The organism is Amycolatopsis alkalitolerans, from assembly GCF_006152065.1.
In the GTDB taxonomy this organism is placed as follows: domain Bacteria; phylum Actinomycetota; class Actinomycetes; order Mycobacteriales; family Pseudonocardiaceae; genus Amycolatopsis_E; species Amycolatopsis_E alkalitolerans.
Genome location: NZ_VDFW01000001.1, coordinates 97,895 through 117,494 on the forward strand (window position 1 = coordinate 97,895; position 19,600 = coordinate 117,494).

The window sequence follows — 19,600 nt, forward strand, 5'->3', positions numbered from 1 at the left end:
ATGAGCAAAATCGAGAATGCGGGCCTGGAATGCTCCCGATGCGGTACGGAGACGGCACACGACGTCGCATACGCCGGCCGTCTGCTGGTGAAGGTCACGTGCACCCGGTGCGGCAAGACGATCGAGCGTGACCTGCGCGCGGAGTACCTCGCCGACCTGGGCCGGCGGGTGGTCACGAAGCCGAAGCGGATGTTCAAGCGGTTCTGCCGGAATCCGCTGGGTTACGCCGGTTCCCTGCCGAAGACGGTGCCGGCCAAACCGATGGAACTGCTCTCCGACGTCAGGCTGGTCTGGGACGCGGCCCGCACCGCGCCGCACGGCGTGCGGGGTCGTCAACCCGGCCGGCGGTAGGCCGGTGCTTCGGGGCGATGAGTTTGCCTGCTGGCTGAAGTCTTCCACTGTGACGCTTGGTGAGAAGCCCGACGTAGGAGGCCAGGATGCGCAATCCGATTCGGTTGTATATGTCGATGTCGCTCGACGGCTACATCGCGGGCCCGGACGATCGACCGGGTCAGGAACTCGGGCGCGGCGGGGGACGGCTGTTCAACTGGCTCGACGATCGGGAGTCCGACGGTCCCAGCGGACGGGTTTATCGCGAGGCGCTGGCGACCGGCGCGCTGATTTCCGGGCGGCGGACGTTCGAACTCGCCGGGCGTTGGCAGGGCGACCACCACGGTGGTGTGCCGATCTTCGTCCTCACCCACCAGGTGGCTGAGGGGGACGTGCCACCCGGCCACGCGCGGTTCGTCACCGATGTCGAGGACTGCGCCCGTCGGGCTCGCGCGGCGGCCGGTGACCGGCCGGTCATGGTCCATGGGGCGGGCGCGGCCCAAGCGCTGCTGCGAGCGGGGCAGCTCGACGAGATGGAGATCCACCTGGTTCAGGTCCTCCTCGGCGACGGCCGGCGACTGTTCGACCACCTCGGTAGCGACCACATCGAACTCGACCTCGTGCGCCGGCTCGAAGACCGAGACGTCACGCACCTGCGCTACCGAGTGCGCCGACCCGGCGAGGCCGCGTGAAAGCGCGCGCCCCCAATTACCTTTACACTGACAATGTTTACATCGACAACACACGATAGGCGGCAGACAGGCGGTCCTGCTCCCCGACGCAACGCGGTCGGTCGATGCAGGGCGGCTGGCGATGGGCGTGGGGGCCGTGATGGGTCGAACGAGACAGGTCGGCCGAGGCGCGAAGGGCTCGACCGCGTTACCCCTGGGCAGGGTGCTGGGTCACGTCGAACGACACACCACCCGGCTCATCGAGGGGGAGATCGCGCACCAGGGGCTGACCGTGGATCAGTGGCGCGTGCTGGACATTCTCGCCGACGGCGAAGGTCACCCCATGTCGGAGCTCGCTGGAACGATCGTGGTGCCCGGGCCGACCTTGACCAAGATCGTCGACAAGCTGGTCGACGCCGCGTTGGTGTACCGGCTGGTCGATGACCGTGATCGTCGGCGCGTGCTGGCGTTCCTGTCCAAGAAGGGGCAGCAGGTGCACGCCGATCTCGCGCCGGTGGTGGCGAACATCGAGCAGGACATAGTGTCGCGGCTGGGGTCTGACGGCTCCGTGCTGGTTGAGTTGCTGGGGGAGCTGGCGCGGCAGTACGCCGGAGACAGCGCCGGCTACTGAGCCCGTCCCGCTCGGGCGAAACGTCTGCTGTTCGCCGGGTGCGTCCATAGGAAACGGGACTCATCTCGGGCATCCCGATGTGTAGCCTGACAACGGTGAGATACGACTGAGATGTCTCTGGTCGGCCAGGGAGGCGACGGTGGCGAACGGGCGCGTGGGTGCGAAGGATCGTGCGCTGACCTATGTGAAGAAGCAGGTGCTTTCCGGCGCCTTCGCCGGGGGCGAGCTGATCAGCGAGGGCGAGGTCGCCGAGTCGCTCAACATGTCGCGCACACCCGTCCGGGAGGCGTTCCTGCGTCTGGAGGCCGAGGGCCTGCTGCGGTTGTACCCGCAGCGTGGCGCGCTGGTCGTGCCGGTGTCGCCGGACGAGGTGCGCGCGGTGCTGGAGGCGCGGCTGGTGCTGGAGCAGTTCGCGGCCGGCAAGGTCGCCGCGTCCGGTCGGGCGGGGCGCGATGCGGTCTTCGCCAAGATGGAACTCCACATAGGACGGCAGCGCGCCGCGGACGTCACCGTGGACCCCGACGAGTTCCTCGAGGCCGATCGCGCGTTTCACACGGTGCTGGTGGAGGCTGCCGCGAACCCGATCCTGGGCTCCGTGTACGACTCGCTGCGTGATCGGCAGATGCGGATGGTGGGTGAGTCGGTGATCCAGGCGCCCGGCCGGATCGAGACGATCCTGTCGGAGCATCTCGAAATCGCGAAGACGGTGCAGGCCGGCGATGCCGAAGGAGCGCTGGCAGCCGTGAAGCGGCACCTGGCCAGCACCGGCAGGACGCTGGGTATGGCGATCGGGTCCTGAACGGACTCCCGGCGAACCATCGACGGCACCTGTCGCGCCGGGCCACCGTCCCGGAAATCTGCCGTCGGTCTTGTGCGGGACCGGTCCATCTCGTTAGCCTCAACTTGTATCTAAGTTGCATGCGAATCTCATCTAAGTGGTGGAGGTGGCGACGATGCCGCACAGGCTGCGGGGGGAGTTCGTCGCGGCGCTGGGCGTGGACGCCGTGGTGGACGACCCGGTCGAGCTGCGCATGTACGAGTGCGACGGGTTGACCGGTTTCCGGGTGGTGCCCTCGCTGGTGCTCCTTCCGCGTACCGCGGAGGCCGTCGCGGCGGCGGTCGGGATCTGCGCCCGCGAACGCATTCCGTTCGTCGCGCGCGGCGCCGGCACCGGGTTGTCCGGTGGTGCGCTGCCGGTCGCCGACGGTGTGGTGATCTCCTTGCAGCGCTTGCGTTCCATCGTCGAGATCGATCCGGTGAACCGCCGCGCGGTGGTGGAACCGGGCGTGACGAACCTGGACATCAGCCGCGCGGCGGCGCCCTACGGCCTGTATTTCGCGCCGGATCCCTCCAGCCAGCAGGTGTGCACGATCGGCGGGAACGTCGCGGAGAACTCCGGTGGCGCGCATTGCCTCAAGTACGGCTTCACCGTGCATCACATCCTTTCGGTCGACGTGGTGCTGCCGGACGGGACCAGCACGGTGCTCGGTGGCGACAGCCCGCACGTCGGCGGGTACGACCTGCTGGGCTCGTTCATCGGTGCGGAGGGCACGCTCGGGATCGTCACGCGGATCACGGTCAAGCTGCTGGCCAAGCCGGCCGCGGTCAGGACGCTGGTCGCCGACTTCCCGTCGATCGAGCGGGCCGGCGACACGGTGACCGCGATGATCTCCGCGGGGATCGTGCCGGCCGCGGTGGAGATGATGGACGCGGTGGCGATCGAGGCGGTGGAGGCCGCCGTGGCCGCGGGCTATTCGCGGGACACCGCGGCCGCGCTGATCATCGAGCTGGACGGCCCGGCCGGCGAGGTCGCGGTGCAGTTCGCGGAGGTGGAGCAGCTGTGCCGGGACCACGGCACCACCAAGCTGCGCAAGGCCGCCGACGCGCAGGAGCGCGCGGTGGTGTGGAAGGGGCGCAAGGCGGCGTTCGCGGCGGTGGGGCGGATCAGCCCGAACTACATCGTCCAGGACGGGGTCGTGCCGCGGACGTTGCTCACCACCGCGCTCACGAAGATCGCGGAGATGGCCGCGGCCGCCGGCCTGCGCGTGTCGAACGTTTTCCATGCCGGGGACGGGAACCTGCATCCGCTGGTGCTCTACAGCGAGGCGGCCGGTGAGGCGGAGCGGGCGGAGGAGCTGTCGCGCGCGATCGCGGAGCTGTGCGTGGAGCTCGGCGGGTCGCTGTCGGGGGAGCACGGGATCGGCACGGACAAGGCGTGTTCGATGCCGCGCCAGTTCAGCGCGGACGATCTGGCGACGATGGCCCGGCTGCGCGCGGCCTACGACCCGCACGGCATCTGCAATCCCGGCAAGCTCTTGCCCACGCCTCGGCTGTGTGGCGAGAAACCGGGCGTCTACCGGCCTCATCCGCTCGAAGCGGCCGGCGTGATCGAACGGATGTGAGCGCGGTGACCGCCACGGCTTCGACCGTCATGCATCCGTCCACAGTGGAGGAATTGCGCGACGCGATCGCCGGTACCGGGAAAACTCATCCGAGGCTGCTGGTCGCCGGCACCGGCACCGCCACCAGCTGGGGTGCGCCCGCCGCGCCTGCCGACGCGATCATCGACACCACGAAGTCGACCGGTGTGCTGCGGTACAACCCGGCCGACATGACGATCGCCGTGCGTGCGGGCACACCGCTGGTGGCCATCCAACAGGTACTGGCCGAACACCACCAGCGCGTGGCGTTCGACCCGGCGCGCGCCGCCCGCGGCGCCACCGTCGGCGGTTTGCTGGCCACCGCGGACGCCGGGCCGCTCCGTACCGGTTACGGCAGCCTGCGGGACCTCGTGATCGGGGTGACGGTGGTGCTGTCGGACGGCACGGTGGCCCGATCCGGGGGGCACGTGATCAAGAACGTCGCCGGCTACGACCTGGCGAAGCTGTTCCACGGCTCGCTCGGCACGCTCGGCGTCGTCGCCGAGGTGGTCCTGCGGCTGCACCCGCTGCCGCGCGCGACGTCCACGGTCGCCGTCGAAGGCTCCGCCGAGGACGCCTTCGCCGTGACCGGCAAGGTCGTCGAGGCCGGGCTGGAAGCGGCGGCGCTGGAATGGTGCGACGGCCGGTTGCTGGTCAAGTTGGAAGGCACCCCGGACGGCGTCACCGAGCGTGCCGGTGCGGTGTGCGCGATCGCCGCGGACGCCCAGGTCCTGTCGGAAGACGAGGCCGATCGCGCCTGGGCGGGCGTCGCGGCAACCGCCGAGGGCGGCTCGGGCTCCACCGTGCTGCGCATCGGCACCCTGCCCACTGCCGGTCCCCGCGCCGTGGGAAAGATCCTGGCCCTCGCCGGCGAGTCCGGGATCGCCGCGAGAGTGTCCAGTTCGGTGCAGATCGGCGTGCACACCGTGCACCTGAGCGGGGGAGCGCACGACGAGCTGCTGTCGTTGGCGCAGCAGGAGTTCGGTGCGGCGGTGACGGTGCACCGCCGCGACGGGCTCGGGCCGTCGAGCGGGTGGGGGCCGCCGCCGCCCGCGGTCCGGGTGATGCGGGCGATCAAGCGGCAATTCGACCCGGCGGGCCGCTTCGGCGCGGGACGGTTCGCGCCGTGGCTGGACGATGAGGAGCACCCGTCATGACCCAGGATCTCGGCCCGCGCACCACGGGGTCGTTCGACGATCACCATCCGCCGCGGCGGGACCTGCTCGACGAGTGTGTCCACTGTGGATTCTGCCTGCCGGCGTGCCCGACGTATGCCGTCACCGGCGAGGAGATGGAGTCGCCGCGTGGCCGTATCTATCTGATGGATCTGGCCGCTCGTGGCGAGATCGGTCTCGACGAGGCGTTCGGCAACCATATCGACTCGTGCCTCGGCTGCCTGGCCTGTGTCACCGCGTGCCCGTCGGGAGTGCAGTACGACAAGCTGATCGAGTCGGTGCGGCCGCAGGTGGAACGGCATGTCCCGCGCGGGTTTCTCGACAAGCTGTTCCGCAAGCTGATCTTCGCGCTGTTCCCGTATCCCCGCCGGCTGCGGCTGGCCGCGCTCGGCGGCCTGCTCTACACGCGGCTCGGGATCCGGGCGCTGGTCCACGGTCTTGGCCTCACCAGGTTGCTGCCACCACGCCTGCGTGCGCTCGAGGCGCTGCTGCCGCCGGTGACGCTGCGGGCGCTGTTCTCGTCGGTGCCGGAGAAGACGCTCAACCCGGGCAAGGCGCGACTGCGCGTGGGGCTGCTGGCAGGGTGCGCGAACCGGGTCTTCTTCGGGGACGTCAACGCGGCCACCGTCCGGGTGCTCGCGGCGGAAGGTTGCGATGTCTATGTGCCGCAGGACAACCAGTGCTGTGGGGCGCTGTCGATGCACGCCGGCTACGAGGACGACAGCGTCGAGCGCGCCAAGGCGACCATCGACATGTTCGAGCGCTATCAACTCGACGTCGTGGTCGCGAACGTGGCGGGCTGCGGCTCGGTGTTGAAGGAGTACGGCGACATCCTGGCCGGTGTCCCGGACTACGCGGAGCGGGCGAAGGTCTTCGCCGCGAAGGTCAGGGATATCAACGAGCTGGTGGCGGACCTGCCCGCACAGGCCGAGCGCAATCCCCTCGCCCTGAACGTCGCCTACCACGACGCGTGCCACCTCGCCAACGCCCAGCGGATTCGCAGCCAGCCTCGCGAACTACTGCGCAGCATCCCCGGGCTGTCGGTGTCCGATATCGCCGAAGCCGAGCTGTGCTGCGGTTCCGCGGGGATCTACAACCTGGTCCAGCCGGCCAAGGCCGAAGAACTCGGCCGGCGCAAGGCCAGGAACCTCGCAGACGTCGAACCGGACGTCGTCGCGACCGCGAACGCGGGCTGCCTCCTGCAGATCCGCCGGTTCCTGGACAAGGGAATCCCGGTCGTGCACCCCATCCAGCTGCTCGACGCCTCCATTCGGGGTGTGGACAGCCAGGGTGGCCGATCCTGAAACCGTCCGCCACTAGCGCGGGATCGGCGGCGCCGGACTACGTCAGGGGCGTGTCAGGCCGGTGTCAGGACGGCCGGTGACAGTGGCCGCATGACAGAACTGGCGATTATGGCTTCCGGGCTACGGAAGGCATACCAAGACAAAGTCGTGCTTGACGGCATCGATCTGAACGTCGGTGCGGGCACGGTCTTCTCCTTGCTCGGTCCGAACGGGGCCGGCAAGACCACGACCGTGAACATCCTGAACACGTTGTTGAAGCCCGACGCCGGGACAGCGCGCGTCGCCGGACACGACATCGCGTCCGAGACCAAGGCGGTTCGCGCGGCGATCGGGGTCACCGGTCAGTTCGCGTCGGTCGACGATCTGCTGACCGGGGAAGAGAACCTGCGGTTGATGGCGGATCTGAACCATTTGGGGACCGGCGAGGGCAAGCGGATCGTCGACGAACTGCTGAACCGGTTCGAACTGGCGGACTCGGCACGCAAGACGGCCTCGACCTACTCCGGCGGCATGCGGCGGAAACTCGATCTGGCGATGACGCTGGTCAGCAGGCCACGGATCATCTTCCTGGACGAGCCGACGACGGGACTGGATCCGCGCAGCCGGCGGACGATGTGGACGATCGTCCGTGAGCTGGTGGCCGACGGGATCACCATTTTCCTCACCACCCAGTATCTCGACGAAGCCGATCAGCTCGCCGACCGGATCGCGGTGCTCGACCACGGCAAACTGGTCGCCGAGGGCACCCCGGACGAGCTCAAGCGGCAGATTTCCGGTGGCCACGTGCGGCTTAGGTTCCCCGACGCCGCGCGGTTGGTAGCGGCGGCGCGAGTGCTGACCGATGCCACCCCGGACGAAGAGAACCTGACCCTGCGGGTGCCCAGCGACGGTGGGCTGAAATCGTTGCGGACCCTGCTGGATCGGCTCGACGAGTATGCGATCGACGTCGAGGAGTTCTCCGTGCACATGCCGGACCTCGACGATGTTTTCCTTGCCCTGACCGGCCACGCGAGCATGGAGGCGAGCACCCGATGAGTACCGTTTCAGGGCCGTTGACCGATGCGGCGATCATGTTGCGCCGCAACGTCAAACACACCCTCCGGAACCCGGTCGCCATTTTCAACGCGATCCTGTTCCCGGTCGTCATGATGTTGATATTCGTGTACGTGTACGGCGGCGCTTTCAGCGTCGGTGCCGACTACATCGATTACGCGACACCGGGCATGCTCATGATGGCCGTCAGCTACGGGCTCAGCGCCACCGCGACGGCCGTGAGCGAAGACATGACCAAGGGGGTCATCAACCGGTTCAAGGTCATGGATGTCTCCCGCGGCGCGGTATTGACCGGTCATGTCGTGTCCACTGTGGTTCGCACGCTGGTCGCGCTGGCGGCCATCATCGGGGTGGCCTTCCTGCTGGGCTTCAGGCCGTCCGCGACCTTCCCGCAGTGGCTCGCCGTGATCGGCATCCTCGTGCTGACGGTTTTCGCGGTCAGCTGGCTCACCATCGCTTTCGGACTGGCCGCGAAAACGCTGGAGTCGGCCGGGTTCGCCACCGTACCGCTGATCATGCTGCCCTTCCTGAGCAGCGCGATCGTTCCGGCGGACAAGATGGGCCCCGGAATCCGCCAGTTCGCGGAGTACCAGCCCTTCACCCCGATCATCGAAACCCTGCGCGGGCTGTTCAACGGCACCCCGTCCGCCGGCTACGCGATCGCCGCGATCGCGTGGTGCGTCGGGATCGCGGTCGTCGGTTACGCGTGGGCCCGCGCGAAGTTCACCAAGCGAGCGTGACCGCGGCCAGCTCACGCCAGTCCGCCTGCGCCCCTTCCCACGTCGCCTCGGTGAACCGCGTGTCACCGAGGCGACGCCGTGCGGTCTGCTCGATCCGCGCGGCGTCCGGTTGCGAACGATCCGGCTGGCCGCGCACTCCGGCGCTCGCCGCGAGCAGCCGCGCAGCCTGCTCGTACTGTTCCTGACGCAGCGCCAGATCCGCGACCCCGACGAGGACCTGTGCGTTCAGGAGCGCGCTCCCGTGTTCGGACGCCGCCCGGAAGGCCGCGACGCGGTGTTCACGGGCTTCGCCGAGATCCTCGGCAAGGTAGCCGAGCAGGTCTTCGGTCAGCGCCCGGACCTGCGCCCGTTCGGCCGCCTTGCCCAGCATGGCCGTCGCGACCTCGAGTTGCCGGCGCGTCTGCTCGGCGTCGCCGCTCCAGCGGGCGAGTTCCGCCTTCGACAGGGCCAGTTCGGTCAGCGCCCCCGGCCAGGCGACCCGTTCCGCGGACCGCTGCGCCTCGGCCATCGCCGCGGCGCTCGACTTCTCGTCCCCGGCCAGCCAGTACAACTGTGCCTGCCGCGACCGGAACCGCACGACATCCTCGACGGCAAAGACTTCGGTGACGACCGCGATCGCCTGTTCGTAGTACTCGCACGCACCGGCGAACTCGCCGCGCATGGCCATTCGATCCGCGAGTTCGGTCAGGGCGAAGGAAATACCCCACCGTTCGCCCAGCGCGCGAAACTCGCTGAGCGCCTTCTCGAGATCGGCGTCCGCGTCACGGCTGTCGTGGCCGACCATGATCCGCATCTTGCCGAGCTGCAGCCGGGCCAGTGCGCGCACCCACGGGTCCTCGTCGGTGAGCAGCGGTTCCCACGCGGACAGGTAGGCGTCGGGCGCCTGCACCAGGCGTTCCAGCGCGGCGACGAGCGCCACCGCGGGGTGGCGGTGCTGGATACGCCGGCCGATCTCGTACACCTCGTGGATCCACTCCGCGGCCTGGCTCTGGTCACTTTCGCGCCCGGAGGTCAGGAATCCCGTGACGAAGGCGTACACCGTGGCCCGGAACTCGTCGGCCACCTCACCGGGCACCGCAGCGGCCGCCAGAAGCAGTTCGTTGCCCTCGACCTTGTGCCCGGCGAGCCACCAGTACCAGCCCGCGGCCGCCGCGAGCCGCATCGCCGGGCCTGCCTCACCGGCCGCGAGCGCAGCGCGCATCGCGGCCGCGATGTTGTCGTGCTCGGCCTCGAGCGTGGCGAGCCAGTCCAATTGGCCGGCCCGGCGAAGTTGCGGCTCCGCGGTTTCCGCGAGTTCCGTGAAATACTCGAGATGCGCGCGGCGTGCCAGCTCCGATTCCCCGGCCTCCGCGAGCCGCTGCCCGGCGTATTCCCTGATGGTGCCGAGCATCCGGTAACGCGGCGCCCGATCGCCCTCGGCGACCACCAGCGATTTCTCGGTCAGCGCGGCCAGCGACTCCTCGACCGTATCCGGTGCGCAGACCCGCTCGGCCGCTTCCAGGCTCGCTCCGCCCGAGAACACGGAAAGCCGGCGCAGAACCACCCGCTCGGCGTCGGTGAGCAACTCCCAGCTCCAGTCGATCACCGCACGCAGTGTCCGGTGCCGTGGCAGCGCGGTACGGCTGCCGCCGGTCAGCAGGCGGAACCGGTCGTCGAGCCGGTCGGCGAGCTGATCGAGGGACATCGTGCGCAGTCTGGCCGCGGCGAGTTCGATGGCCAGCGGCATCCCGTCGAGCGCCCGGCAGACGCGCGCCATGGTCGACAAGGTGTGCTCGTCGGCTATGTTTTTCTCACCCCCCTGCCCTGTGGGCCCACCCCCCATGAGGTCCTCGCGCACCGCGCCGGCGCGGTCCCGCAGCAGCCGGACTGCGGGGGCGGACTCGATTTCGCCGGGTTCGGCGTCCTCGGCCGGCAGGGCCAACGGTGGGACCGGCCGCAGTGCCTCGCCGGTGATGCCGAGCGGTTCCCTGCTCGTCGCGAGGATCCGCAGCCACCGGCATTCACCGAGCACGCGATACGCGAATTCCGCCGCCGACTCGATCACGTGCTCGCAGTTGTCCAGGATCAGCAGCGCATCCCGCTCGCGGAGCGCCGCGATGACCCGGTCCGTGGGCTCGGCGTCCGGCACGTCGCCGAGAAGTGCATCCCGAAGCCCGAGCGAGGCGAGCGTCGCCTGTGAGACGTCATCGTCGGCGCCGATGGCCGCGAGTTCGACCAGCCAGGCCCCGTCCGGCAGGTCACCGAGCAACGTGCGCGCGGTTTCCGTGGCCAGCCTGGTCTTCCCCGCGCCGCCCGGTCCGATCAGGGTGGTGAGCCGGTGTTCGGCGATGAGTTCGCGGACCGCGGCGACCTCGGTGTCCTTGCCGACGAAGCTCGTCAGTTCGGCACGCAGGTTGGTCGCCCGGTTCTCCTGCCGCCGTCCCCCCTCGCCGCGCAGCAGCGCGACGTGCAATGCGGACAGCTCCGGTGAGGGGTCGACGCCCAGCGCGTCGGCCAGGGCTTCCCTCGTGCGCTCGTACACGAGCAGCGCTTCGCTGTCGCGGCCGGACGCGACGAGGGCACGCATCAACGCGGCGACAAGCCGTTCCCGCAGCGGATGCGTGGCCACGAGGTCGGTCAGTTCCGTGACCAGTTCCGCTCCGTGGCCTGGACCGGTCTCCGCGTCGAACCGGTCCTCCATGGCCGTCAGGCGTAGCCCTTCGAGCCGGGTGACCGCCGCGTCGAACGCTCCGCTCTCCTGCAAACCGATGTCCTGCATGGCCGCACCGCGCCACAGGGCGAGGGCCTCGCGCAGCCGTCGTGGATCCTTGTCCTGGCGGGCCTGCCCGACGAGGCGTTCGAACCGCACGGCGTCGACGGCGTCGGGCGCCACCCTCAGCCGGTAGCCGTCGGGCTGCCCGTCGACCGCCCCGGCCGGCAGCACCTTCCGCAGCCGGGAAACCAAGCGTTGCAGGGCATTCGCCGCGTCGGATGGCGGGTTTTCACCCCAGATCCAGTCGACGAGCGTCGCCTTTCCGACCACGCGACCCGGTTCGAGCGCGAGTGCGGCGAGCAGCCCGCGCAGCCGGGCGCCCGGCACGTCGGCCAAGGCGCCGTCGTCCGTGCGCACCTCGAATGGTCCGAGCATCCCGACCTGCACCCGGCTGATTTTGCCATGCGGCGCCGGGCGGCATCGTGTCCGAGCCGTGTCAGGCCCATGTCAGGGCTCCCGGCGATGGTGGCCGTACCAACCGCCACGAAAGGAAATCCGATGAGTCGAACGGTTCCGGTCCCGCACGGCCTTCCCATTGATCGCGACGCGGGCCCCTTCGACCCGCCCACCGCGATCACCCGGCTGCGGGCGGCTCGTCCGGTCAGCCCGCTGGTCTTCCCCGACGGCCACGAGGGCTGGCTGGTCACCGGCTACGACGCGGTCCGCCAGGTCATGGCCGACACCCGGTTCAGCTCGCGCCAGGACCTCGGCGTCATCCACGTGCCGTACGAGACGCCCGGCATGCCAGCCCCCACCGAACCGTCGCCGCAGGTGCCGGGCCTGTTCATCGCCATGGATCCGCCGGATCACACCCGGCTGCGGCGCAAGCTCACCGGCGCCTTCACCGTGATGCGCATGAAGCAACTCGAAGAGCACATCACCGACATCGTCGGGCGGCAGCTGGACAGGCTGGCGGGCCTGACCCCGCCGGTCGACCTGGTGCAGGAGTTCGCGCTGCCGGTGCCGTCGCTGGTGATCTGCGAACTGCTCGGCGTCCCCTACGCGGACCGGGCGACGTTCCAGGTCAACTCCGCGAAGTTCCTGGTCAAGGACCAGTCGCTGGAGGAGAAGATGGCCGCGCTGGGCGCGCTGAACGGGTACCTGGCCGGACTGGTCACGAGCAAACGCGCCGAGCCCGGCGAGGACATCCTGTCCGATCTGGCCCGCCAGGACGACCTCAGCGTCGAGGAGCTGACCGGCATCGCCTTCCTGCTGCTGCTCGCGGGCCACGAGACCACCGCCAACGTGCTGGCGCTGGGCACCTTCGCGTTCCTGGAGCATCCCGGGCAGCTGGCCGAACTGCGCGCCAACCCGGACCTGCTCCCTGACGCCGTGGAGGAAATCCTGCGCTACCTGCCCGTTGTCGACGTCCTTTATCGCTACGCCACCGAGGACGTCGAAGTCGGCGGCGAGACGATCGGCAAGGGGTCGACGGTCGTCGTCTCGCTGCTCGCCGCCAACCACGACCCCCGTCGTTTCGACGGCGACCCCCTGGACGTCCACCGCAAAGCCCGCGGTCACCTGGCCTTCGGCCACGGCGCGCACCAGTGCCTCGGCCAGCAACTGGCGCGGATCGAGCTGCGCGCCGGTTTCGGGGGACTGCTGCGCCGGTTCCCGGAGCTCCGCCTCGCCATCCCCGCCGGCGAGGTGAAACTCAAGGCCGACATGAACATCTACGGCGTTCACGAGCTGCCGGTCACGTGGACCGCGGTGCGCCGTTGACTCGTCCCGGGTCTTCGGTTTCGCCGGCGGCTACCGCAGGTCCGGATTCCGCTCCAATGCGGACAGGGCGAGCATCACCTGGGGCCACACGCTCACGTCGGCCAGGTCGAGACCGGTGAGCGTGCGGACCCGCTGGAGCCGGTTGAGCACGGTATTTCGGTGGCAGTACAGGGTTTTCGCCGCGCGCAGGGACGAGCCGAGCCCGTGGACCCAGGCCTGGATGGTGTGCAGTAGATCGTCGCGTTCGGGCGCGGGTAGCTGCAGCAGCGGGCCGAGGGTGGTGGTGACCAGCCGCTGGGCGAGGTCGGGGGAGCTGAGCAGCAGCGCGTCGGGCAGGCACTCGTCGACCGTCATCGCGGCCGGTTGGTGCGGTGGCAGCGTCGCCATCGCCAGGGTTGCCATCCGGTAGCCGGTCCGGGCCTCACTCAGCCTGTCGAACGCGGGGGACAGCCCGATCCGCGCGGCGGCGGGAAGCCGCAGGATCGCGGCGACGTCGGCGGGCGTGGTGCCCGCCGCGGGTATGACACCGACGTGCAACCCGGCGCGCAGCTGCCAGGTCGAGTGGATTCCGTGCTGCTCCAGCATCCTGGCCAGCGGCGCGGCCGTGCCGCGGTACGGAACCGCGTCCTCGGCGACGACGATCAGGAAGCGCCCGTGCCCCTCCAGCCGCAGGGCGCGGATGGCTTCGGCTTCCACCTCCGTGGCTCGCCCGTCCAGGAGCGCGTCGATGATTTCGCCGAGGTACCGGTCGGCGCCGCCGAGTAGTTCCCGTTCCACCTGCTGGTAGGTCGCGGCCATCTCGATCGAGAACCGCTCGGTCACGCCCCAGATGTCACTGGTGTGCCGTACCAATTGCCGCAACCCGGCCGCGTCGTCGTCGCCCGCGCGCTGCGCGAGGTCGTGCCAGAGGATCTGCCCGCCGTTGTGCCAGGCCTGCAGCACCCACTCCAGCGGGCAGCGCTGGTTGGCCCGGCGGGTGCCGGTCGCGCGGGCGGTCTGCAGGAGTTCGGCCGAGCTCGGCACCGTCCCGCGCAGTGACTGGAGCATGTTGCCGAGATTGTCGTGACAGGACCGCCACAGATCGTCCTTGGGCACCGGGCCCGTCGGATCGTAGACGTCGTCCCACATCTCGTTGACCAGCTGATCGGCCAGGTCGGGGAGCGCGTGCAGGGACCGGCCGGCAAGCTCGGCAAGCCAGTCGTCCGGGGTGAAGGCCATCGTCGTCATCGTGTTCGTCCTGGTCCACGGCTTTGTGGTCGGTGTCGTCGCAGCGGCGACGCGGCTCATTCTCACAGGCGACCGTTCACTCTGCAGGGTGAACCTCGGTGGGTACGCCCAGTGTTACGGCTTGATTCCTGTGCGGATTGCCCTGGATTCCCGAAGCGTGTATGAACATCATCCTCCCAACGCGCAAGACGGGACGACACGCGTCCGTCCTTTGGAGAGGATCAACGATGACCGCTCACGACCCCCGTGACGGCGAGCCCCAGCCGAAGACCACCGACCGGCGGCGGTTCCTGGGGTACCTGCTCGCCGCGCCCACTCTGGTCGCCGCCGCACAGCTCGGCGACACGCTGCTCGGTTCGAGCCGGGCCTCGGCCGCCGTACCGTCGGGGCCGCAGCCCTCGGATATCGTCGACCTCAACGACATCCTGACCGACGCGACGCTGGCCACCGCGAACCTGATCACGGTCACGATCAACTCCGACGGCACGGCCTCGTTCGCCATGCCGCGCTGCGAGTCGGGGCAGGGCATCACCACCTCCACGGCCATGCTGATCGCCGAGGAACTCGATCTGCCGGTGGAGAAGGTGCATGTCACCCTCGCGGACGCGCGCCCGGAGCTGATGTTCAACCAGGCGACCTATGGTTCGAACACGACAATCTCGACCTTCACCCCGTTCCGGGTCGCCGCCGCGCTCGCGCGGCAGCGCCTGCTGGAAGCCGCCGCGATCGAACTCGGCGATACCGTCACCAACCTCACCACCAGGGCCGGCACGATCATCGCCGCGTCCGGACTGTCGACGTCCTACGCTTCGCTGGCCCAGAAAGCGGCGACCTCGGTGTCCAAACAGGTCTCGGTCACGCTCAAACCGCGATCGGAGTTCAAGGTCATCGGCAAGCCCCACAGCCGGGTCGACGCGCTGGAAGCCGTCACCGGCCGCAAGGGCTACGCGATGGACCTCGCGGTCCCGGGTGCCAAGCCGACGCTGATCTGCCGCGCGCCCACGATCAACGGCACGGTCAAGGCGGTGCGCAACGCCGCCGAGGTCCGTGCGATGCCGGGTATCACCGACGTTGCGGTGATCTCCACCGGCGTGGCCGTCCGCGGCGAGACGTTCGGCCAGTGCGTCGACGCCGTGCGGGCGCTCAAGGTCAGCTGGGGACCGGGCAGTGTGGACGGTGAGTCCGACGACACCATCCTCGCGAAGCTGAAAGCGGCCGAGATCCCGCTCGTGGTGCCGAACCTGCCGCCGCTGACGAAGACGATCGAGCAGGTGTTCACCTTCTACTGGAAGAGCAACAGCGCGCTCGAACCGCAGACCGCGGTCGCCGACGTGCGTGACGGGCACGCCGAGGTGTGGGCCTGCATGCAGACCCCGATCTTCGCCCAGCAGATGATCGCGCAGAAGCTCGGATTGCCGCAGGGCGCGGTCAAGGCACACGTCGTGCAGGGCGGCGGCGCGTTCGGGCGGCGGATGTTCCCCGACGTCATGGTCGAAGCCGCCGAGGCGTCGCAGAAGATGGGCAAACCGGTCAAGCTGATGTGGCACCGCACCGACGAGTTCCGGTACGGGCGCGTGCACCCGATGTGCATTTCCCGGGTGCGCGCGAGTTACCTGGCCGGCAACGTGCTTTCGTTCGAGCAGCGGCACACCAGCGTCGCCACCGACTACACGATGGCGCTCGGCGAGATGATCACCGCGGACGCGGCCAAGCTCGTGCCGCTGGGGCTCGGCAACTTCGCGGAGTATTCGCAACCGGTGTTCGAGACCACCGCCAACGTGCCCTACAACTTCGGCGCGGTCACCCAGGTGCTCAACGAGATCTTCCAGTGGGACACCTTCCACACCGGCAGCAACCGCAACCTGTACAACCCCGACGTGGTCACCGCCGTGGAGCTGATGGTCGACCAGCTGGCCGGCGCGATGGGCCAGGACCCGTACCGCTTCCGCCGGTCCTTGCTGAAGGATCCCCGCGCCCGGGCCGTGCTGGACAAGGTCGCCCAGGCCGGCCGGTGGGGGCGCCCGATGCCGCGCGGAACGGCGCAGGGCATCGCCCTGCACACCGAGTACAAGGGCGCCACCGCGGCGCTGGTCGAGATCGACGCCCGGCCCCAGACTTCGGGCCGCGAGGTTCGCGACGGGGTCACCGGCCCCCGGGTGACCAAGGTCGTCTTCGCGATCGACGCAGGGTTGCCGATCAACCCGCGCGGCCTGGAAGCCCAGATGATGGGCGGCACCATGGACGCCATCGGGCAGGTGCTGACCGAGAGCCTGCACCTGAAGCACGGCACCTTCCTGGAAGGCAGCTGGGACAACTACTTCTACCCGCGCCAGTGGAACACCCCGCCCGAGATGCAGATCATCGTCATGCCGCCGACCACGGGTGAACCGGGCGGGGCCGGCGAGTTCGGCGTCGCGGCGTCGAAGGCCGCCACCGCGAGTGCGCTCGCGCGGGCCACCGGATCCCTGCCGACCGAGTTCCCGGTCAACCACAACGGTCCGCTCGCCTTCGAGCCACTGCCCACCGTGCCGTCCATCCCGCAGTCCCCGACTGACGGCCTGCGCTACGCGTACTGAAGGAGAATCCGTTGCCACAACACACTTTCCGGCTCAACGGTAAGCCGGTCACCGTCGACTGCGCGGGCGATGTGCGCCTGCTCTGGGTGCTGCGCGACCTGCTCGGCGTCACCGGCCCGAAGTACGGCTGCGGCCTCGACGTGTGCAAGGCCTGCACATGCCACATCAACGGCAAGGCGTTCAACCCGTGCTCGGTGCCGGTGTCGCAGATCAAGGAAACCGACGAGATCACCACGATCGAGGGCCTGCCGGCGACCGTCGGGAAGGATCTGCACCCGATGCAGCAGGCGTGGCTCGACTTCGACGTCGCGCAGTGCGGCTACTGCCAGCCCGGGCAGATCATGGCCGCGGTCGCCAAGGTACGGCAGGCGCGTGCGGCGGGGCACGAGATCGGCGAAGCCGACCTCGACGAGATCCGCAACGTCTGCCGGTGCGGCACCTACCACCGCATCCGGGAGGCGATCAAGGCCGGCGCCAAGGACATGTGAGTCGAGGTCAGCCGGCGAGGATGCGGCCGGGGCGCGGGCATCTTCGCCACCTCCAGCGGTGCCGGCGGTACGAGGTCCACGCCCGGCCGATCCCTCCACTGTGGACCAGCGGCGACCTAGATGTAGTAGTCCACGATCGCCACGTGGATGCTGTTGCTGCGGACCCGGATCTCCAGCATGGACGCCGTGTTCCGCGGCCAGCTGACGGTGCCCTGGCCGCTCGCGCCGCAGCCCAGCCCCTGCCACTTGTCGGGGTTACGGGCCTTGCCCATCCGGCCCTCGACGCAGGCGCTCTGGTTCGTGCCGGCCTGCGCGCTCCACTGGATCGTGAGCCGGCCCTTCCAGTTCGCCGAGTCCGGGCTGGTGTACGAGCATTCGTCGGACACCGGGCCGAACTTGAACGGGGCGCCGCTCGCGCGGCTGTGGCACAGGGTCGCCGCCTGGCTTTCGCCCGCGGTGGCGACGACCGTGCCCGCTGCGGCCGTCAGCACGAGCAGGGCCGCCGACAAGATTTTGACTGAATGTCGCAGTGGTTCGTTTATTATTGACATGAATCGAAAGGTACAGACCACGCGGATGGTCCGCCTCGGCCAAACGGCCGACCCCGAATGGGCGATCGGCCGATCCGGTGGCGCTGTCGCGGACGGCGCCGCTGCGCTGATCGGTCCGCCAAGCGCGGTCAGCCGGCGAGGATGCCGGTGAGGACCTTCAGCGCGCGGTCGCGGTGCTCGTCGAGTTCCGCGATCACCTCCTCGACTGCTTTGCGGCGGACCGCGTCGAGGATCTTGTCGTGGGCGCCGATCGTCTCCTCCCGCTCCTCCGGCGAGTTGTAGTACATCGCGCGGTACGCCTCGGTGGAGTCCCAGAGCAGCCGGATCACGCGCAGCGTGTGCGGTTGGTCGGGCGACTCCAGCATGCCGAAGTGGAACCGGCGGTTCGCCGCCAGTTCCGCGGCCACGTCACCGCGCCGGGCGGCCTCGGCGCAGTCGCGGGCGGCGAGGGCGATGCGTTCGACGGCGTCCTCGTCCAGGGTGGGCAGGGCGTGGCGCACCGCGCGCTCTTCCAGTACCTGCCGCAGCGCGTAGATCTCCCGCAGATCGGCCGTATGCAGCTCGGTGATGAAGTACCCCCGCCGCGGCCGGTAGACGACCTGCCCTTCCTGCTCGAGCGCGCGCAGCGCCTCGCGAACCGGCGCGACGCTCACCCCGAGGCTGCCGGCAATCTCCTCCTGGCCCACCCGCTGCCCGGGCCGGTAACGCCCGGCGACGATCGCCCGCCGCAACTCGTCGAGTGCGTGCTGCGCGGTCGTTCCCGGCCCCTGCGTCATCGAGCCGGTCACCGGAACGCGTCGATCCCGGTCAGCGCACCGCCGATGACCAGCGAATGCACGTCCGCGGTGCCCTCGTAGGTGACCACCGACTCGAGGTTGTTCATATGCCGGATCACCGGGTACTCCAGCGTGATCCCGTTCGCCCCCAGCACCTGCCGCGCGGTCCGGGCCACGTCCAGCGCCGCGTTCACGTTGCCCAGCTTGCCCATGCTCACCTGCTCCGGGCGCAACTTCCCGGCGTCCTTGAGCCGCCCGAGATGCAGCGCGAGGATGGTCGCCCGGTTGACCTCCAGCGCCATCGTCGCGAGTTTCTGCTGCTGGATCTGGAAACCGCCGATCGGCCGGCCGAACTGGACGCGGGTCTTGCTGTAGTCGATCGCCGCCTCCAGGCAGGCCCGGGCGGCACCGGCCGCGCCCCAGATGATCCCGTACCGCGCCTCGCTCAGGCAGGAAAGCGGGCCCCGCAACGAAGTCGCGCCGGGAAGCTGTGCCGAGGACGGCAGGCGGACGTCGTCGAGGACGAGTTCGGACGTGATCGACGCGCGCAGCGACAGCTTCTTGTGGATGTCGTTGGTCGTGAAACCCTTGGTGCCCTTGGGGACCAGGAACCCGCGGACGCCCTCGTCGGTGCGCGCCCAGACGACCGCGACATCCGCGAGCGAGCCGTTGGTGATCCACATCTTCCGTCCATTGAGGACCCAGTCCTCGCCGTCACGCCGGGCGGCGGTGCGCATCGAAGCCGGGTCCGAACCGGAATCCGGCTCGGTGAGGCCGAAGCAGCCGACCGCTTCACCGGCGGCCATGCGCGGTAACCACTCCTGCTTCTGCTCCTCCGAGCCCCACCGGTGGATCGCGAACATCGCCAGCGAACCCTGTACCGACACCATGCTGCGGATCCCGCTGTCCCCAGCCTCCAGTTCGAGGCACGCCAGCCCGTACGCGGTGGCGCTCGTCCCGGCGCAGCCGTAGCCCTCCAGATGCATGCCGAGCACGCCCAGCTTGCCCAGTTCGCCGATCAGGTCCCGCGGGATCCGCCCCTGCTCGAACCAGTCTCCGACCTCGGGCACTATCCGGTCGCGGACGAATGCCCGCACCGTGTCCCGGATGTCGCGCTCCTCGTCGGAGAGGAAGTGATCGACCGAGAGGAAGTCCAGCGGGGTGGTCATTCGCGTCTCCTTGAC

17 protein-coding genes are annotated in these 19,600 nt (G+C 69.4%); 12 read left to right on the plus strand and 5 right to left on the minus strand.

Features of this window, described 5'->3' with window-relative positions:
- The 9 genes from FG385_RS00410 to FG385_RS00450 all read left to right on the plus strand — a co-directional run bounded on the left by FG385_RS00410 (position 1) and on the right by FG385_RS00450 (position 8,324).
- On the plus strand, positions 1–351 hold the full coding sequence (locus tag FG385_RS00410; protein WP_139094549.1) for a hypothetical protein: 351 nt from the start codon (positions 1–3) through the stop codon (positions 349–351).
- An 86-nt stretch (positions 352–437) separates the two neighbouring features.
- Positions 438–1,022, plus strand: a complete 585-nt coding sequence (locus FG385_RS00415) for a dihydrofolate reductase family protein (protein ID WP_139094550.1) — start codon at positions 438–440, stop codon at positions 1,020–1,022.
- Between the two features lie 139 nt (positions 1,023–1,161).
- Positions 1,162–1,632: a MarR family winged helix-turn-helix transcriptional regulator gene (locus FG385_RS00420; RefSeq protein WP_160148697.1), complete on the plus strand. Its 471-nt coding sequence runs from the start codon at positions 1,162–1,164 to the stop codon at positions 1,630–1,632.
- Between the two features lie 139 nt (positions 1,633–1,771).
- Complete coding sequence (locus tag FG385_RS00425) at positions 1,772–2,431, plus strand: GntR family transcriptional regulator (RefSeq protein ID WP_139094552.1); 660 nt, start codon at positions 1,772–1,774, stop codon at positions 2,429–2,431.
- Positions 2,432–2,585: 154 nt separating this feature from the next.
- Complete coding sequence (locus FG385_RS00430) at positions 2,586–4,034, plus strand: FAD-linked oxidase C-terminal domain-containing protein (RefSeq protein WP_139094553.1); 1,449 nt, start codon at positions 2,586–2,588, stop codon at positions 4,032–4,034.
- 5 nt (positions 4,035–4,039) lie between these two features.
- Positions 4,040–5,209 (plus strand): FAD-binding oxidoreductase, encoded by a 1,170-nt coding sequence (locus FG385_RS00435; RefSeq protein WP_235022285.1) that lies wholly within the window; start codon positions 4,040–4,042, stop codon positions 5,207–5,209.
- The gene (locus FG385_RS00440) at positions 5,206–6,531 is read left to right on the plus strand and encodes a (Fe-S)-binding protein (RefSeq protein ID WP_139094554.1); all 1,326 of its coding nucleotides are present in this window, start codon (positions 5,206–5,208) and stop codon (positions 6,529–6,531) included. The genes FG385_RS00435 and FG385_RS00440 overlap by 4 nt, the downstream gene beginning before the upstream one ends.
- Before the next feature lie 90 nt (positions 6,532–6,621).
- Positions 6,622–7,566, plus strand: a complete 945-nt coding sequence (locus tag FG385_RS00445) for an ATP-binding cassette domain-containing protein (RefSeq protein ID WP_139094555.1) — start codon at positions 6,622–6,624, stop codon at positions 7,564–7,566.
- Positions 7,563–8,324, plus strand: a complete 762-nt coding sequence (locus FG385_RS00450; RefSeq protein ID WP_139094556.1) for an ABC transporter permease — start codon at positions 7,563–7,565, stop codon at positions 8,322–8,324. The genes FG385_RS00445 and FG385_RS00450 overlap by 4 nt, the downstream gene beginning before the upstream one ends.
- On the opposite strand, the gene FG385_RS00455 is transcribed toward FG385_RS00450, so the two are convergent.
- Entirely contained in the window at positions 8,308–11,463 is a 3,156-nt protein-coding gene (locus FG385_RS00455; protein ID WP_139094557.1) for a BTAD domain-containing putative transcriptional regulator, read from the minus strand. The genes FG385_RS00450 and FG385_RS00455 overlap by 17 nt on opposite strands.
- Before the next feature lie 111 nt (positions 11,464–11,574).
- Here FG385_RS00455 and FG385_RS00460 point away from each other — a divergent pair, with 111 nt between their 5' ends.
- The gene (locus FG385_RS00460) at positions 11,575–12,798 is read left to right on the plus strand and encodes a cytochrome P450 (protein ID WP_139094558.1); all 1,224 of its coding nucleotides are present in this window, start codon (positions 11,575–11,577) and stop codon (positions 12,796–12,798) included.
- 30 nt (positions 12,799–12,828) lie between these two features.
- Here the strand turns inward: FG385_RS00460 and FG385_RS00465 are convergent, their stop codons facing one another.
- Entirely contained in the window at positions 12,829–14,025 is a 1,197-nt protein-coding gene (locus FG385_RS00465; RefSeq protein WP_139094559.1) for a PucR family transcriptional regulator, read from the minus strand.
- A 227-nt stretch (positions 14,026–14,252) separates the two neighbouring features.
- Between FG385_RS00465 and FG385_RS00470 the strand changes: the two genes are divergently transcribed.
- On the plus strand, positions 14,253–16,601 hold the full coding sequence (locus FG385_RS00470) for a molybdopterin cofactor-binding domain-containing protein (RefSeq protein ID WP_139094560.1): 2,349 nt from the start codon (positions 14,253–14,255) through the stop codon (positions 16,599–16,601).
- 11 nt (positions 16,602–16,612) lie between these two features.
- Entirely contained in the window at positions 16,613–17,089 is a 477-nt protein-coding gene (locus tag FG385_RS00475; protein ID WP_139094561.1) for a (2Fe-2S)-binding protein, read from the plus strand.
- 116 nt (positions 17,090–17,205) lie between these two features.
- Here the strand turns inward: FG385_RS00475 and FG385_RS00480 are convergent, their stop codons facing one another.
- The 3 genes from FG385_RS00480 to FG385_RS00490 all read right to left on the minus strand — a co-directional run bounded on the left by FG385_RS00480 (position 17,206) and on the right by FG385_RS00490 (position 19,585).
- Positions 17,206–17,598 (minus strand): hypothetical protein, encoded by a 393-nt coding sequence (locus tag FG385_RS00480; protein WP_139094562.1) that lies wholly within the window; start codon positions 17,596–17,598, stop codon positions 17,206–17,208.
- 170 nt (positions 17,599–17,768) lie between these two features.
- The gene (locus tag FG385_RS00485) at positions 17,769–18,416 is read right to left on the minus strand and encodes a GntR family transcriptional regulator (RefSeq protein WP_139094563.1); all 648 of its coding nucleotides are present in this window, start codon (positions 18,414–18,416) and stop codon (positions 17,769–17,771) included.
- A gap of 8 nt (positions 18,417–18,424) precedes the next feature.
- Positions 18,425–19,585 (minus strand): acyl-CoA dehydrogenase family protein, encoded by a 1,161-nt coding sequence (locus FG385_RS00490; protein ID WP_139094564.1) that lies wholly within the window; start codon positions 19,583–19,585, stop codon positions 18,425–18,427.
- Between the last annotated feature and the right edge of the window lie 15 nt (positions 19,586–19,600).